The organism is Pseudomonas sp. Xaverov 83, from assembly GCF_019352905.1.
Taxonomy (GTDB): Bacteria; Pseudomonadota; Gammaproteobacteria; order Pseudomonadales; family Pseudomonadaceae; genus Aquipseudomonas; species Aquipseudomonas yamanorum.
Genome location: NZ_JAAAFU010000026.1, coordinates 84,787 through 100,827, shown reverse-complemented (window position 1 = coordinate 100,827; position 16,041 = coordinate 84,787). Strand labels below are relative to the sequence as shown.

The following is a 16,041-nucleotide window of genomic DNA, read 5'->3' as shown; positions in this document are numbered from 1 at the left end:
TGTTTAACGCATTCAAATACAACAACAAGGAGTCACCCTATGAATCGTCGTCGTGGTATCCGTTCCCTGTGCTGCGCCGCTGTGGCGGTATCCGCCGTCAGCCTGAGCAGCCTGTTGCTGGCGGCCGAGCCGGTGAAGATCGGCTTTCTGGTCAAGCAGGCCGAAGAGCCCTGGTTCCAGACCGAATGGGCCTTCGCCGAAAAGGCCGGCAAGGACAAGGGCTTTGAAGTGATCAAGATTGCTGTACCCGACGGCGAGAAAACCCTCTCGGCCATCGACAGCCTGGCGGCCAACGGCGCCAAGGGTTTTGTGATTTGCCCGCCGGACGTGTCCCTCGGCCCGGCCATCATGGCCAAGGCCAAAGCCAATGGCTTGAAAGTGATCGCCGTGGATGACCGGTTTGTGGACGCCAAGGGCAACTTCATGGAAGACGTGCCGTATCTGGGCATGGCCGCCTTTGAAGTGGGTGAGAAGCAGGGCAGTGCCATGGCCACGGAAGCGAAAAAACGCGGCTGGGACTGGAAAGACACCTATGCCGTGATCAACACCTACAACGAACTCGACACCGGCAAAAAGCGCACCGACGGCTCAGTCAAATCCCTGAAGGCCGCGGGTATTCCGGACGACCACATCCTGTATGCAGCCCTCAAGACCCTCGACGTCCCCGGCAGCATGGACGCCACTAACTCGGCACTGGTGAAACTGCCCAGCGGCGCGAAAAACCTGATCATCGGCGGCATGAATGACAACACGGTGCTCGGCGGCGTGCGCGCCACCGAAAGCGCCGGCTTTGCCGCTGCGAATGTCATCGGTATCGGCATCAACGGCACCGACGCCATCGGCGAATTGAAGAAAGCAAACAGCGGCTTCTTCGGCTCCATGCTGCCCAGCCCGCACATCGAGGGCTACAACACCGCGAGCATGATGTTCGAGTGGGTCACTACGGGTAAGGAGCCGCCGAAGTACACCGCGATGGACGAGGTGACGCTGATCACCCGCGAGAACTTCAAGCAGGAGCTGGAAAAGATCGGTTTGTGGAACTGATGGCCGCTGACGTTTCCCGGCAGCCCTGTTAACGCCGGTATTGTGGGAGCTGTCGAGCTTCAGCGAGGCTGCGATAGCGGTGGGTCAGTCACCTTGGATATTGATAGTGCCGACGTCATCGCAGCCTCGCTAAAGCTCGACAGCTCCCACAGGGTTAGTCAGCAGAGAATTTCAGCACGGTATTCTGGGTGTAGGTCTGGCCCGGATCGAGACGGGTAGAGGGGAAGCTCGGCTGGTTGGGGCCGTCGGGAAAATGCTGGGTTTCCAGGGTGAACGCGCTCCAGTGGGCGTAAGGCTTGCCACCCTTGCCCTTGATTGTCCCGTCGAGGAAGTTGCCGGTATAGAACTGCACGCCAGGCTCGCTGGTATACAGCTGCAAGCGCCGACCGGACTGCGGGTCACGAACGTCGGCGGCCAGTTTGCCGATATCACCCTTGGCATCCAGCACCCAGTTGAAGTCAAAGCCGCCTTGTTTCGGCTCGGCGAATTTCAGTTGGGGATGATCGTCCTTGATGTGCTGGCCGATGGCGGTGGGCTTGAGAAAGTCCATCGGTGTACCGGCCACCGGGGCCAGTTCACCGGTGGGAATCAAGGTGCTGTTGACCGGTGTGTAATGGCTGGCGTGCAAGGTGGCCAGCTGCTTGAGCACGTCACCTTTACCGGCGCCGGCGAGGTTGAAGTAACTGTGGTTGGTGAGGTTCAGCACCGTGGGTTTGTCGGTGGTGGCCTTGTAGTCGATGTGCAGTTCGTTTTTGTCGTTGAGGCTATAGGTAACATCCACTTTCAGGTTGCCGGGAAAACCCATCTCGCCATCTTTCGACAGGTAGCTCAGGGTCACGCCCACAGAGTCATCTTGCTTGACCGGCTGGGCTTTCCACACGTGCTTGTCGAAACCCTGCGGGCCGCCATGCAGCGAGTTCGGCCCATCGTTGAGGGGCACTTGATAGCGTTTGCCGTCCAGTTCAAAGCTGCCCTTGGCCAGGCGGTTGCCAAAACGGCCGATGGTCGCACCAAAGAACGCGGTGCCGGCCTGGTAGCCCTGGACGTCATCGAAGCCCAGTACCACGTCGGCGAACTGGCCGTGTTTGTCCGGTACCTTAAGCGACTGCAACACAGCGCCGTAGGTGATCACCGTGGCTTGTACGCCATGGCTGTTGCGCAACACGTACTGCTCGACGGCGGTGCCGTCATTGGTTTTGCCGAAGGGTTTGTGTTCGCTGGACAGGCCAGCCGCCTGAGCGCCAAGGCTGGCCATCGCCAGGGAGAGGCCGAGGCCGGTAAGCAGGAATCGGGATTGCCGCATGACTGAGCTACCTTTATTGTTGTTAATTAAATAGTTCTACTATTTATTCGGCTGCAAGGCTGATTTATAGCCAATATCGCGAAATATGCAATATAAAATAAGACTAAATACAGCGGAGTGACTGCCCCATGAACACTGCAAAACAGCCCGGCGCCCAAGCGATGTACCCGGACCTGCGGGATAAAACCGTGTTGATCTCCGGTGGTGCTTCCGGGATCGGCGAGTCGATGGTGCGTGCCTTCGCACGTCAGGGGGCCAAGGTCGCGTTCGTGGACCGGGCGCAAGGGCAGGGCGACCGCTTGGCGGCCATCCTGTCGGCCGAGGGGCATGCCGTCGAATTCGCCCATTGCGATATCACCGACGAGATCGCTTACAAGGCCGCGATAGCGTGCCTGGCGCAAAGCCTGGGGCCGATCGACGTGCTGGTGAACAATGCCGCCAACGACGTTCGGCACACCCTGGATGAAATCGATTCAGAGCGGTTCGACCAACTGATTTCGGTCAACCTTAAACACGCTTTTTTTGCGGCCCGGGCCGTGGTGCCGATGATGAAGGCCGCCGGCGGTGGGTCGATCATCAACCTGGGCTCCATTGGCTGGATGATGGCTTCCAGCGGCTACCCGGTCTACGCCGCCAGCAAAGCCGCTGCCCACGGCATGACCCGGGCCCTGGCGCGGGAGCTGGGCCCGAGCCGGATCAGGGTCAATACGCTGGTGCCGGGCTGGGTGATGACCGAGAAACAACTGGCGATGTGGGTGGATGACGCGGCCCGGGAATTGATCGCCCGCAGCCAGTGCCTGCCGGGCAGTGTGCAGCCGGAACATATCGCCAATATGGCGCTGTTCCTGGCGTCTGATGTGTCGGCGATGTGCACCGCCCAGAACTTCATTGTGGACGGTGGCTGGGTCTAGGCCGGGGAAGGGTCGCCATCCCGGATGCAACGAATCGTCGCCCGGGGCCTCATACAGTAACGAACGGTGGTTCACATGCAGCCACCGCAACCGACTACTTCATGGGTTCAGGTGATTGATTTATGACGGACGCCGATAAGAAACATGTGGCCTGGCTGGTGGAACAATCGATGCTGCAGGCTGCGAAGCAGCGCGCCAAGCTCTACTCGGGGCAGGGCCGGTTGTGGCAACAGCCGTATGCCCATACCCGGCCCCGTGATGCTTCAGCCCTGTCGTCGGTGTGGTTCACGGCCTACCCGGCGTCCATCGTCACCCGCGAGAACGGCAGCGTACTGGAGGCCCTGGGGGATGAAACCTTGTGGCACGCGCTGTCAAAAATCGGCATCCAGGGCATTCACAACGGCCCATTGAAACGCTCGGGCGGTCTTTCCGGCACCGAGCACACCCCCACCATTGATGGCAATTTCGACCGCATCAGCTTCGACATCGACCCGCAACTGGGCACCGAAGCCCAGCTTCAGGCGCTGGCCCGCATGGCCGCCGCGCACAACGCGGTAATCATCGACGACGTGATCCCGTCCCACACCGGCAAGGGCGCGGACTTCCGCCTGGCCGAGATGGCCTACGAAGACTATCCCGGGCTCTACCACATGGTGGAGATCCGCGAAGAAGACTGGCCACTGCTGCCCGACATCAGCGAGGGCCGCGATGCGCAGAACCTCAGCCCGCAGCAGGTCGACGTACTGAGGGACAAGCACTACATCGTCGGCCAGTTGCAACGGGTTATCTTCTTCGAACCCGGAGTCAAGGAAACCGACTGGAGCGCCACCGATGTGGTGATGGGCGTAGATGGCAAGCCCCGGCGCTGGGTGTACCTGCATTACTTCAAGGAAGGGCAGCCATCGCTGAACTGGCTGGACCCGACCTTCGCCGCGCAGCAGATGATCATTGGCGACGCCTTGCACGCCATCGACGTGATGGGCGCGAAAATCCTGCGCCTGGATGCCAACGGTTTCCTCGGTGTGGAACGTAAACTGGAAGGTAACGCCTGGTCTGAAAGCCATCCGCTGTCCATCACCGGCAACCAGATCCTGGGGGGCGCGATTCGCAAGGCGGGCGGTTTCAGTTTCCAGGAGCTGAACCTGACGGTGGACGACATCGCCGCCATGTCCCACGGCGGCGCCGACCTGTCCTACGACTTCATCACCCGGCCGGCGTATCAGCACGCCTTACTGATGGGCGACACCGAATTCCTGCGCCTGATGCTGCGGGAGATGCACACCCTGGGCATCGACCCCGGCTCGCTGATCCATGCCTTGCAGAACCATGACGAGCTGACCCTGGAACTGGTGCACTTCTGGACGTTGCACGCCCATGACACCTACCTCTATCAGGGGCAGACCTTTCCCGGCGGCATCCTGCGCGAGCATATCCGCGAGCAGATGTACGAACGCCTGACGGGCGAACACGCGCCCTATAACCTGAAGTTCGTGACCAATGGCGTGTCCTGCACCACCGCCAGCATCATCACGGCGGCATTGGGCATTCGTGACCTTGAAGCGATTACCCCGGCGGATATCCAACAGATCCGCCAGATTCACCTGCTGCTGGTGATGTACAACGCCATGCAACCGGGGGTGTTTGCGCTGTCGGGCTGGGACCTGGTGGGTGCACTGCCGTTACCCGCGGAGGAGGTCGCCCACTTGATGCTCGATGGCGACACACGCTGGATCCATCGCGGCGCCTATGACCTGGTGGACCTCAATCCGGATGCGGAGCAATCCGCCGGGCAGATGCCGCGTCCGAAAACCTTGTATGGCAGCTTGATCAGCCAATTGGCCGACCCGGATTCGTTTGCCTCGCAGTTGCAAAGAATCCTCGCGGTGCGCCGTGCCTATGACATCGCCGCCAGCCGCCAGATCCTGGTGCCGGATGTGCAGCACCCGGGGCTGTTGATCATGGTGCACGAACTGCCGGCAGGTAAAGGCACCCAGATCACGGCGCTGAACTTCGGCGCGACGCCGATTACTGAAACCCTGCACTTACCCAATATCGCGCCAGGGCCGGTGGTGGACATCATCAATGAGCGGGTGGAAGGCGATCTGACGCCCGAGGGCGATTTCACCATCACCCTGGATGCGTATGAAGGCTTGGCGCTGCGGGTAGTGAGTAGTTCGCCAATGAACTACTGACAGTGCGTGACTAGTTGTAATAACGTCTTCCCGGCACGTGTACGGAAATTTCTCCTGCGTGCCGAATTATCGTTTTAAACCCCGGAACTTTCACAAGAGCCGGCGGGACTTCCCTCCATTCTTATTCCTGAACGATCTATTTATAGTTCGTGTGCTTGAGTTGTCTTATACCAAGCACTGGAATCCCCAAAGATATGGAGTTTAGATTTATGCGGAAAATTAATCTGATTAACAGTGTAATTGCTGCCTCTTTGCTTGCAGTTGGCGTGGCTCACGCCGATGCAACCATTGATGCAACCGTTAATGGCGGCACCATCCATTTCCAGGGTGAAGTTGTTAACGCGGCTTGCGCCGTAGACACCGGTTCTACTGACCAGACCGTGCAACTGGGTCAGGTAAGAACCGCAGCACTGAGCACGGCCGGCCAGACCAGCAGCCCTGTTGGCTTTAATATCCAGTTGAATGACTGCGATACCAAGGTTTCAAGTCAAGCCTCCGTCGCCTTCACCGGTGTAACTGATCCTACCAACACCGAAGCACTGGCACTGGAAAGCTCCGCTGCCGGCGCTGCCACCAACGTCGGCGTTCAGGTACTGGACCGCGTAGGTACTCCTCTGACGTTCGACGGCGCTACGTTCAGCGAGCCGTTGACCCTGAATGATGGCACTAACACCTTGCCGTTCCAGGCGCGTTACATCGCGACAGGCGTAGCCACTGCGGGTACTGCCAACGCCAACGCAAACTTCAAAGTGCAGTACCAGTAACAAGCAACTGACAAGGATGTGCGCAGGCCAGGGAGGCCAACTTTTCGCACAAGGTTTTTGTTCGCCTACAAGATTGACGTGAAAAAATGATGATGACCGCAAAGACAATTAGAACCCTGCTCGCGTTGGCGGTGGTGCTCCTCGCCAATCGCGTGGAAGCGGGCGTGGCCCTGGGTGCGACGCGCGTTATTTACCCGGCCGATCAGAAACAGACGGCGCTGGGTTTGAGCAATAACAATGACAAAGACACCTACCTTATCCAGTCGTGGGTTGAGAACAGTGATGGCAAGAAAGATGGCAGGTTTGTCATTACACCGCCATTGTTTGTGATGCAGGGAAAAAAAGACAATACGTTGCGCATTGTCGATGCCACCAACAATAGCCTGGTAAAAGATCGGGAAAGTTTATTCTGGATTAACGTAAAGGCAATCCCTTCTGCAGATAAGGCGCAACAAAAAGACAATACGCTGCAACTGGCGATTACCAGCCGGATAAAACTCCTGTATCGCCCACGCGACCTCAGCATCTCCCCGGAAGATGCACCGGCAAAATTGACGTTCAAGCGCAGCGGAAAATCGCTGCTTATTACTAATCCAACCCCTTACTTCCTGACCATTACAGAACTGAACGCCGGCACACAGGCGCTGGCAAATACCATGGTTCCGCCAATGGGTTTTGTGACCGTCGACCTGCTTGGAAGTACAGCCAGTGCGCTTAATTATCGAACTATCAACGATTACGGCGCATTGACTGCAGTGATGAAGGGAACTCTTCAGTAAACACTGTTGTGCTCATCAAGCCTTGATTATGGATCTTGCATCAGGCGGATCAATCCAGAGCCTGCACGGTTTTTTTGTGCGGGAGGGGCTATGTCGTACCTGGGTTATGGAACTGGCGATAACGCAAAATGAAAAATGGAACCCGGGAATCAGCACTTAAACGATTACTGTTGTCACCCTTGGCATTGCTTCTGGTAGGCCCCGCTTTTTCTGCGCGAGCAGACAACTATTTCAATCCTCGATTCCTGTCCGATGATCCTGCATCAGTCGCGGATCTGTCCGGCTTTGAAAAAGGCCTGGAGGCGCCTCCCGGCACTTACCGCGTCGACATCTATATGAACGATGGGTACATGGCGACCCGGGATGTTGCCTTTGATAAAAGCGCCGATGGGCAGAAACTGGAACCGTGCCTGACGCGTTCTCAATTGTCTTCCTTTGGCGTCAATACGCTCGCATTGCCCGATGTCGTTGCCATGAAGAGCACCGCCTGTGTTCCATTCACCCGGTTTATCAATGATGCGTCCAGCCGATTTGACGTTGGCCTGCAACGCTTGTACCTCAGCGTTCCCCAGGCATTCATGGGTAGCCAGGCCCGTGGGTATATTTCGCCAGATCTATGGGATGACGGCATTACCGCGGGATTGCTCAATTACAACTACACCGGCAGCGAAGTGCGCAGCGAGCAGGGCGGGGTGTCCAACTATTCATACCTCAGCCTGCAAAGCGGCCTCAACCTGGGCGCCTGGCGATTAAGGGACACCACTACGTGGAGCTACAGCCACGGCGCGGGCGTGACGCAGAACCAGTGGCAACACACCAACACCTATGTGGAGCGGGGCATTTCCTCGTGGCACAGCCGATTGACCCTGGGTGACGGTTTCACCGCTAGCGACATTTTCGATGGCATTAACTACCGCGGCGCTCAAATTGCGTCGGACGACAACATGCTCCCGGACAGTCAGCGAGGCTTTGCACCCGTTGTGCGCGGCATCGCGCGCAGCACAGCCAAGGTTTCGGTGAAACAGAATGGGTATGAAATCTATCAGGCCACCGTGCCCCCCGGTGCTTTCACCATCAACGACATCTATGCGCCAGGCACCAGCGGCGATTTACAGGTCACGGTTGTAGAGGCTAACGGTTCAACGCAATCGTTCACGGTGCCTTATTCATCTGTGCCGATGCTGGAGCGTGAAGGCCAACTGAAGTATTCGATGACGGGGGGGCAGTATCGCAGCGGCAATGCGCAGCAACACACGCCGGAGTTTCTTCAGGGCACTGCATTCTGGGGTTTGCCTCATGACTGGACAGTCTTCGGAGGCACGCAGGTCTCGAACAATTATCACGCCCTGGCCATTGGCTTGGGCAAGAACCTGGGCGACCTCGGTGCGATATCGGCCGACCTGACGGAGGCCCGTGCGATATTGCCTGACGACACTCAACACCAAGGGCAGTCCCTGCGGTTTCTTTACAACAAGTCCATCAACCAGTGGGGGACCAACCTGCAACTGTTGGGCTACCGCTACTCGACGAAAAATTTCTACACCCTGGCTGACACGGCATGGAGCCAGATGAGTGGCTTCACGGTGGTCAGCCAGAATCAACCGGTTCAAATAACGCCGCAAATCACGGATGCCTACAATCTGAACTACAGCAAGCGGGGTCGCTTCCAGGCCACGTTGACGCAACAGGTGGGCAAGACGTCTACGGTGTATTTAACCGGTAGCCAACAGAGCTATTGGGGAACGGGGCAGTCGGACGAACAACTCCAACTCGGGTACAACAGCACAATCGGAGACATCAGTTGGGGGGTGAGCTACAGCCTGACAAAGAGCGCCTGGGCGGACAATAAAGATCAGTTGCTGGCGATCAATATCAGTATTCCTTTTAGCCACTGGATGCGTTCAGACAGTCACTCATCCTTTAAAAACACCAATGCCAGCTTCAATACAGCCAGTGATTTAAAAGGTCGGAACACCAGTACGGCGGGGCTCTATGGCACGCTGCTTGATGATCACAACCTCAGTTACAGCGTGCAAACCGGATACGCCAGTGGTGGTGTCGAAGGCGCTTCGAAAACCGGCAACACTTCTCTGAACTATCGCGGCCCCTACGGCAACTCCAATATCGGGTACAGCACCAGTGACAACTACAGCCAGGTGTATTACGGCGTCAGCGGTGGCGTATTGGCGCACGCGGATGGCGTGACCTTCAGTCAGCCGCTGAACGACACCATGGTGCTGATAAAAGTACCGGGGGCAGAGCATGTCGCCGTCGAAAACCAGACCGGCATACGCACCGACTGGAGGGGATATGCCGTGCTCCCGTATGCGACGGATTATCGTGAGAACCGGATAGCCCTGAACACTAACTCGCTGGCCAATAACATTGAATTGGAAGACCCGATATTAAGCGTCGTGCCGACGCGTGGGGCCGTCGTGCGTGCTGATTTTAAAGCCCGTGTCGGGATGAAAGTCCTGATGACGCTGACCCACAACGACAAGCCGGTGCCATTCGGCTCAATCGCCTCATACGACGAGGGCTTGCTGGGGAGCATTGTTGCCGAAGGTGGCCAAGTCTATCTGACCGGACTGTCGCCGACAGGGCAAGTAAACGTGAAGTGGGGGGACGGTACGAACGATCGCTGTACCGCAACGTACAGCCTGCCGGCCGACAGCCTGGCGCAAGCCTTGAGTTATGCCTCGGCGACGTGCCAGTAATCAAACCAGGATGCTCCAGCCATGAAAAAGTACCTTCGTATCCTGTGCCTGATGCCGTGCCTCGCGAATCAATCTTATGCAGCGGACACTAGCATTTCTATCACCGGTTACCTTAAAGACAATTCCTGTTCCGTGTCGGTCGATTCCAAAGACTTTACTGTGGACTTGATGAGCAATGCGGCCAAACAACTCAATCATGTGGGGACGACGACTGTTCCTGTTCCCTTCACGATAGTCTTTGATAAATGCGGTGGCTCAACGACTGGCGTCAGGGTTGGCTACAGTGGCACATCAGACAATGACAATATCGCACTGCTTAAAATTGACGATGGCGTTAATGCCGCCAGCGGTATGGGCATACAGATACTGAACAGTGACAAACAGGCGATCCCTTTAAACACCGCTGAACAGTCCCTCAGCTGGACGCACCTGATCGCGGGCCAATCAAATACCCTGAATTTTTATGCGCGCCTGATGGCGACCCATTCCCCTGCGACGGCGGGAGTCGTGAATGCGACTGCCAATTTCACGCTCGAGTTCCAATAAAGGAGGCTGGGAATGAACGCTATGAAGACAACCCTGTTAGCAGGATTATTACTGATTGCCGGAATCATCAACGCCCATGCGGCAGACGTGACCATTACGGTCAATGGGCGAGTTGTAGCGCAACCTTGTACGGTCTCAACCCCACCGGCAGCCGTTGCTCTGGGAGACCTGTTTGCCGCTGATTTCAGTCAGGCAGGATCAAGTTCAGGCTGGTACCCGGTGACGCTGGGTTTGACTAACTGCCCGGTGGGAACATCAAGCGTAACAGCGACATTTACAGGCGTCGCTGACGACACCGGCTATTACCAGAACCAGGGCGACGCGCTCAATCTTCAGCTGGAGTTGCAGGATACCAACGGCAACAATTTGAATAATGGCAGCTCGACTACCGTCCATGTAGATGAGTCGAAGCAGTCAGCGAGCCTGTCGCTACAGGTGCGTGCGTTATCCGTTAATGGCAATGCAAAGCAAGGCAGTATTCAAGCCATGATTAACGTTACGTATACATACTCCTAGTAAAGGTGTGACAAATGAAGATGAAAATCAGCGCCGTGCTAGTGCTGTTACTAACCCTGGGGCTTTCAACCAGTGCCAATGCTTTTTTGTGCTATGCGAACGGAGTTATTTCAGTTCCCGACTCTTCCAACGTCTCCAACATCTATGTAAATCTGGACCCGTCCGTTCAAGTAGGAGGGAATCTCGTCGTCAACCTCGGCGAAAACATCTCGTGCATGAACTTAGACCCTACCCGCTTTCTCGACCCTGTAGCTATTACTTCCGGCCAGTACACTGGGCCACTCAATAATCTTACAGGCAGCATAAGCTATTATGGAACGCCCTATAATTTCCCTATTAACTCAGCCACCAAGACAGTCAACCATACGTGGGGCACGCCCGAGCCATGGAATACCATGCTCTATTTAAAAGTTATCGGTGCCAACGCCGCTGGAATCGCTGTTAATGCCGGGCAGATGCTCGCCGTCATCAGAATGACGAAGTTCAACACACCTCCCATCGCAGATGAAATATATACTTGGAATATTTATGCCAATAACACAGTTGTTGTTCCCACGGGAGGCTGTGATGTCTCATCGCACGATGTAATCGTCACCCTTCCTGATTACCCGGGAACAGCGGCAGTCCCGTTGAACGTGCACTGTGCGCAAAACCAAAATCTGTTCTATTACCTGACGGGCCCGACGACAGACAGCGCCAACACAATCTTCAGCAATACGGCTTCCATCTCCCCCGCAGCAGGAATTGGTGTGCAGCTATCTAACCGCAATGGCGTGATTGCTACCAACAACAGTATCTCAATGGGTTCAGTAGGGGTCAGTCCCGTGGAACTTGGGATGACGGCCTCCTACGCGAGGACCAGTGGGCAGGTAGTCGCAGGAAATGTGCAGTCCATTATCGGCGTTACGTTCGTTTATCAGTAGGCGCCTTCTACAGGCAGGGCCATGGACCCATGGTGTCCAGTCCGACGAATAAAAGCCTTCTGCCATATCCTCGGAAATTTCCGTGCGATATGCAGGAAAACGGCTTTCGTAATTCGTCAATAAAGACGGCAGCATGGCCGCAACGAAAACAAGGCCTGTACCGACATGATTTCTTTAAGAATCCTCGTACTTGAGGATCGCCTGCCACGCCGCAAAGCCATTACTCAGATGTTGGCGGAGCTGGGTGTGCGCGCGGTTTTCCATGCAGCCGAATGTGACAAAGCCCTGGACCTCATCACCCGTGCAGAAGGCGTGGACATTGTCATCTGCGACTTGAGCCACGAGAAACGTGGCTATTTCGATTTCCTGTTAGCCGCAGGACGGGCACACCTGGTCAATGCGCTGGTTTTAGGCTCGACGCTTGAGCCTCAGTTTTTGCGCGCGGTGGAGTGTATCAATCAGTTTTCACTGCTCAGGCTGATCGGCGTGATGGGGCCTGACGCGCCCCTGCATGACTTGAGCTCGATTCTGCGTGATTACATCAAGCACAAAACCTTCGCACCGTTGCTGGCCCCGGACTCCTTGAAGTTGCCTACCGAGTCCGAGGTTAGAAAGGGCCTGGAAGCGCGAGAGTTCAAGGCGTGGTTCCAGCCCAAGTTCGACTTGCGCACCGGAGCCCTGTGCGGCGTGGAAGCGTTGGCGCGCTGGGAACACCCAACCCGTGGTTTGTTACTGCCCGGTGAGTTCCTGCCGGCAGTGCTGGCGTACGATCTGATCGACGAGATGTTCAAGCAGGTTTTCGCCCAGGGCCTTGAGCTCCTGGTTGCCCTACGTGGACGTAATATCACGCTGCAGGTTGCGTTCAACCTCCACGCCTCGCAATTGGCCCGTTTCGATTTGGCGCTGCACATCGAAAACGCGTTGATCGAGCACGATCTACCCGGCTGCGCACTGATGTTTGAGTTGGCCGAAAACGGCCTGCTGGATATGTCGGTGGCCACCCAGAAAAGTTTGCTGTGTTTGCGGCTACTGGGATGTGGCTTGTCCATCGACGATTTTGGCACAGGATTTTCCTCGTTGACGCTGCTGTGCCAGTTGCCTTTCCAGGAGTTGAAACTCGACAGTTCGGTGGTGCAGGATTTGTCCGACCTGCACAGCAGGGCCATGATGCTCAGCACGATTGCGTTGGCCCGGGCGCTGGATATCAACCTGGTGATCGAGGGTGTCAGCAGCCAAGAAATACGTGACCAGGCCTTCGCCATGGGCGGGACCTTTGCACAAGGTTTTCACTTGGCCAAACCCATGAGTGCACGCCGCTTGAAAGAGTGGCTGGAATGACTCAGTCAATCTGAAAATCACAACGCGCGAAGGGCAAAATAACCTGCATTGTTCAGGTGCGGTTGGACTAGACTTTGCCGGTGTAGTCGCTTGCCTCCCTCTACGCCTTCTCGTTTCGTGATCTGTGTCCAGATAAACAGAATAAGTGAGATAGATATGCGCAAGGCGCTGGTAGTGGACGATCACCCGATAGTTCGGGCGACGGTCAAAATGGTCTTGAAACAGGAAGGTTTCGAAACGGTGGTAGAAGCGGGCGACGGTGCCGACGCCGTGCAACAGGCACGTCAGGAGTTGCCGGATCTGGTGGTGCTGGATATTTCGATGCCCAAGCTCGATGGGCTGGAAGTCATCAGGCGCATCGTCGATCTGAATATCGCCACGCGAATCCTGGTACTGACGTCCCTGGAAGCAGGTTTGTATCTCAAGCGTTGTATGAGTGCCGGTGCTGCCGGTTTCCTCTCGAAAATCGACGACCTGGACGACTTGCGTCGCGCTGTCAAAGTGCTGATGTCCGGCTACACGCATTTCCCCAACCTGGCGATCGGCTCGGTTCGTCGCAGTGACGTCGAAATGAATGAAGCGCGGGTGATCGAAAACCTGTCGGATCGCGAACTGGTGATCCTCAAGCACCTTGCCCTGGGTCTCAGCAACAAGGAAATCGGCGACTCCATGCTGCTCAGCAATAAAACCATCAGCACGTACAAGACGCGACTGCTGGAGCGCTTTGAAGTGACATCCGTCGTGTCACTTTCGGAAGTGGCCAAGCGCAACAGTATTATCTGATGAAGTCCGCCAAAACGATTGTTGCTGCGCTGCTGATGGTCGGGTTGCCGATGCTGGTACACGCCGAACCGCACATCGCAGGGACTTCCGACTTCGAACTCGACATGGTGTTCCGTACCCAGGGTAAATCCACGCTCTATTGGGGCATGGTGCTGGCAGGGGTGGGTTCCATCATCTGTTGGCACCTTGCGGTGATGCTGTGGCGACGCAGGGCCGATGACCCGCGCCGGGTCCTGGCAACCTTTGTCGCCAACATGCGCCTGATGCTTGATAACGTCCCGCGGCCGGTGTTCATCCGCGATCATGAGGGCCGGCTGGTCGCGTGTAACGACAGTTACCTGGACTTCCTTTCCATGGACCTGGACCAGGTGATTGGCAAGCCAATTACCGAGTTGCAGTTGATGCCGCTGTCCGAGTCCCGGCAGTACCATGAGCATTACCTGCGGGTCGTGCGCGACGGCATCCCGATGATCGGCAGCGGTAGCCTGGTGGCGCCCTACGGTGAAACGCTGGCGCTTTTCTACTGGATTTTCCCGTGTTTCAACTCGCGGGGGCGAGCGGTCGGGGTGATTGCGGGATGGGTCGATGTCAGCGACCGCGAGCAGTTGATGATTCAGTTGAAGGCCTCGCAAAAAGAAGCGGACGACGCCAACAACGCCAAGACCTTGTTCCTGGCGACCATGAGCCATGAAATCCGTACGCCCATGAACGCGGTGCTGGGCATGCTCGAAATGGCCACCAAACGCGCCGAGCAAGGCATTATCGATCGGGTGTCACTGGACATTGCTTCCAGCTCGGCCAACAGTCTGGTGGATTTGCTGGGAGATATCCTCGACATCGTGCGCATCGAATCAGGTCAACTGACGCTGGCCCCGAAAAGAGCGAATTTGCATGACGAGGTACTCAAGGTCGCGCGCATCTTCGACGGTGTGGCACAGCAAAAATTTCTCGAACTGCAGATTGAACTCGACCCCCAGGCCGACTGCGACGTGCTCGTCGACGCCATGCGGGTCAAGCAGGTGTTGTCGAACCTGCTGAGTAACGCGATCAAATTCACGGTTAAAGGCCAGGTGCGTTTTTTCCTGCGCTGCACACCGGTTGTGGCCGGCTCCGAGCTGGACCTGACGATGAGTGTCATCGACACCGGCATTGGCATCTCGCCGGAGGATCAGGCCCTGTTGTTCAGCCCCTTCACCCAAGTCGGCCAACCAGCGGAAGCCATGCGTACGGGCTCCGGGCTGGGCTTGGCCATTTCCCGCAAGTTGTGCGAGATGATGGGCGGGCAGTTGACCTTGTCCAGTGAGCTGGGCCGCGGTACCCGTATTGATGTTGCGTTGCGCTTGCCAGTCCTTGAGAGCCTTGGTCCGCCGATCGTGGATTCGATAGCACCGGTAGTGCGTGCGAAACGCTTGAGCGTATTGGTGGTCGACGACTATCCGGCGAACCGCCTGCTGCTTTCCCAGCAGCTGACTTACCTGGGGCATGACGTCAGTGATGCGGAGGACGGTGCACATGGCCTGAGAGCGTGGCGCCAGGGTGCGTATGACGTGGTGATCACCGACAGCCATATGCCCATCATGAATGGCTACGACCTGGCCCGCGCCATCCGTGACGAAGAGCAGCGTCAAAACTCGAAACCCTGCGTGATCGTAGGCTTGACCGCCAATGCCCAGCCGGAGGAGAAACAGCGGTGCCTGAACGCCGGAATGGACGATTGCCTATTCAAGCCCATCCGGCTCGGAGAACTGAGTGCCCGATTGACTGTCATCGAGCCACTGATACATCCGAATGAAGCGCCAATAGCGATGGTGGGGCAGGGGATCAACCTTGACCTGACCTCGCTGATTCAATTGGCGCGGGGCGACGAAGAGTCGGTGAACACCATCATCAAGAACCTGGCGCTCAGCCTGGAAGAGGACATGGGCGTGTTGATGCAATGCTATGCGAACAAGGACGTCGAAGGGCTGGCAACGCTGGCACACCGGATAAAGGGCGGCGGCCGGATTGTCGGTGCGCAGAACGTGCTGATTCGTTGTGCGCAGTTGGAGGCGGCCTGTGAAGAGGCAACGCCTGCCCAACTGACTGCCGCCACCCTGGCCTTGGAGCAAGCCATGATCTCACTGAAAGCGGCCTTGATTGCCCTGGTGTGAAATGGGGTCACACCCGATGGGATGGAGGTTCGGAAATTTCCGAATGAGCAGGAAATTTCCATTGAGCGTGTAGGT

13 protein-coding genes are annotated in these 16,041 nt (G+C 56.8%); 12 read left to right on the top strand and 1 reads right to left on the bottom strand.

All coding sequences use genetic code 11. The features are described 5' to 3' along the window. Positions 1–39 precede the first annotated feature (39 nt). Positions 40–1,044, top strand: a complete 1,005-nt coding sequence (locus K0H47_RS10600) for a substrate-binding domain-containing protein (protein ID WP_063030218.1) — start codon at positions 40–42, stop codon at positions 1,042–1,044. A 154-nt stretch (positions 1,045–1,198) separates the two neighbouring features. On the opposite strand, the gene K0H47_RS10595 is transcribed toward K0H47_RS10600, so the two are convergent. Beyond that, positions 1,199–2,347, bottom strand: coding sequence for an aldose epimerase family protein (locus K0H47_RS10595; RefSeq protein ID WP_218262852.1), 1,149 nt, complete (start codon positions 2,345–2,347; stop codon positions 1,199–1,201). Positions 2,348–2,475: 128 nt separating this feature from the next. On the opposite strand from K0H47_RS10595, the gene K0H47_RS10590 reads away from it, so the two are divergent. From K0H47_RS10590 to K0H47_RS10540, 11 genes are all read left to right on the top strand, one after another. Beyond that, positions 2,476–3,258, top strand: coding sequence for an SDR family NAD(P)-dependent oxidoreductase (locus K0H47_RS10590; protein ID WP_219272544.1), 783 nt, complete (start codon positions 2,476–2,478; stop codon positions 3,256–3,258). A gap of 122 nt (positions 3,259–3,380) precedes the next feature. Further along, on the top strand, positions 3,381–5,450 hold the full coding sequence (treS, locus tag K0H47_RS10585; RefSeq protein ID WP_219272542.1) for a maltose alpha-D-glucosyltransferase: 2,070 nt from the start codon (positions 3,381–3,383) through the stop codon (positions 5,448–5,450). 209 nt (positions 5,451–5,659) lie between these two features. Continuing rightward, positions 5,660–6,214, top strand: coding sequence for a type 1 fimbrial major subunit FimA (gene fimA, locus K0H47_RS10580; protein WP_063030212.1), 555 nt, complete (start codon positions 5,660–5,662; stop codon positions 6,212–6,214). 86 nt (positions 6,215–6,300) lie between these two features. Beyond that, positions 6,301–6,993 (top strand): fimbria/pilus periplasmic chaperone, encoded by a 693-nt coding sequence (locus tag K0H47_RS10575; RefSeq protein WP_063030211.1) that lies wholly within the window; start codon positions 6,301–6,303, stop codon positions 6,991–6,993. A gap of 128 nt (positions 6,994–7,121) precedes the next feature. Beyond that, positions 7,122–9,710 carry a fimbrial biogenesis usher protein gene (locus tag K0H47_RS10570; RefSeq protein WP_219272541.1) on the top strand — a complete coding sequence of 863 codons (2,589 nt, stop codon included), beginning with the start codon at positions 7,122–7,124 and terminating at the stop codon, positions 9,708–9,710. 21 nt (positions 9,711–9,731) lie between these two features. Then, on the top strand, positions 9,732–10,256 hold the full coding sequence (locus tag K0H47_RS10565; protein ID WP_219272539.1) for a fimbrial protein: 525 nt from the start codon (positions 9,732–9,734) through the stop codon (positions 10,254–10,256). A 12-nt stretch (positions 10,257–10,268) separates the two neighbouring features. Beyond that, positions 10,269–10,772, top strand: a complete 504-nt coding sequence (locus tag K0H47_RS10560) for a fimbrial protein (RefSeq protein WP_093209935.1) — start codon at positions 10,269–10,271, stop codon at positions 10,770–10,772. Between the two features lie 14 nt (positions 10,773–10,786). After that, complete coding sequence (locus tag K0H47_RS10555; protein ID WP_063030206.1) at positions 10,787–11,695, top strand: fimbrial protein; 909 nt, start codon at positions 10,787–10,789, stop codon at positions 11,693–11,695. Positions 11,696–11,860: 165 nt separating this feature from the next. Beyond that, positions 11,861–13,033, top strand: coding sequence for an EAL domain-containing protein (locus tag K0H47_RS10550; protein WP_063030204.1), 1,173 nt, complete (start codon positions 11,861–11,863; stop codon positions 13,031–13,033). 156 nt (positions 13,034–13,189) lie between these two features. Further along, the gene (locus K0H47_RS10545; protein ID WP_063030202.1) at positions 13,190–13,816 is read left to right on the top strand and encodes a response regulator transcription factor; all 627 of its coding nucleotides are present in this window, start codon (positions 13,190–13,192) and stop codon (positions 13,814–13,816) included. Then, complete coding sequence (locus K0H47_RS10540; protein ID WP_063030200.1) at positions 13,816–15,966, top strand: ATP-binding protein; 2,151 nt, start codon at positions 13,816–13,818, stop codon at positions 15,964–15,966. The genes K0H47_RS10545 and K0H47_RS10540 overlap by 1 nt, the downstream gene beginning before the upstream one ends. The last annotated feature ends 75 nt before the right edge of the window (positions 15,967–16,041 follow it).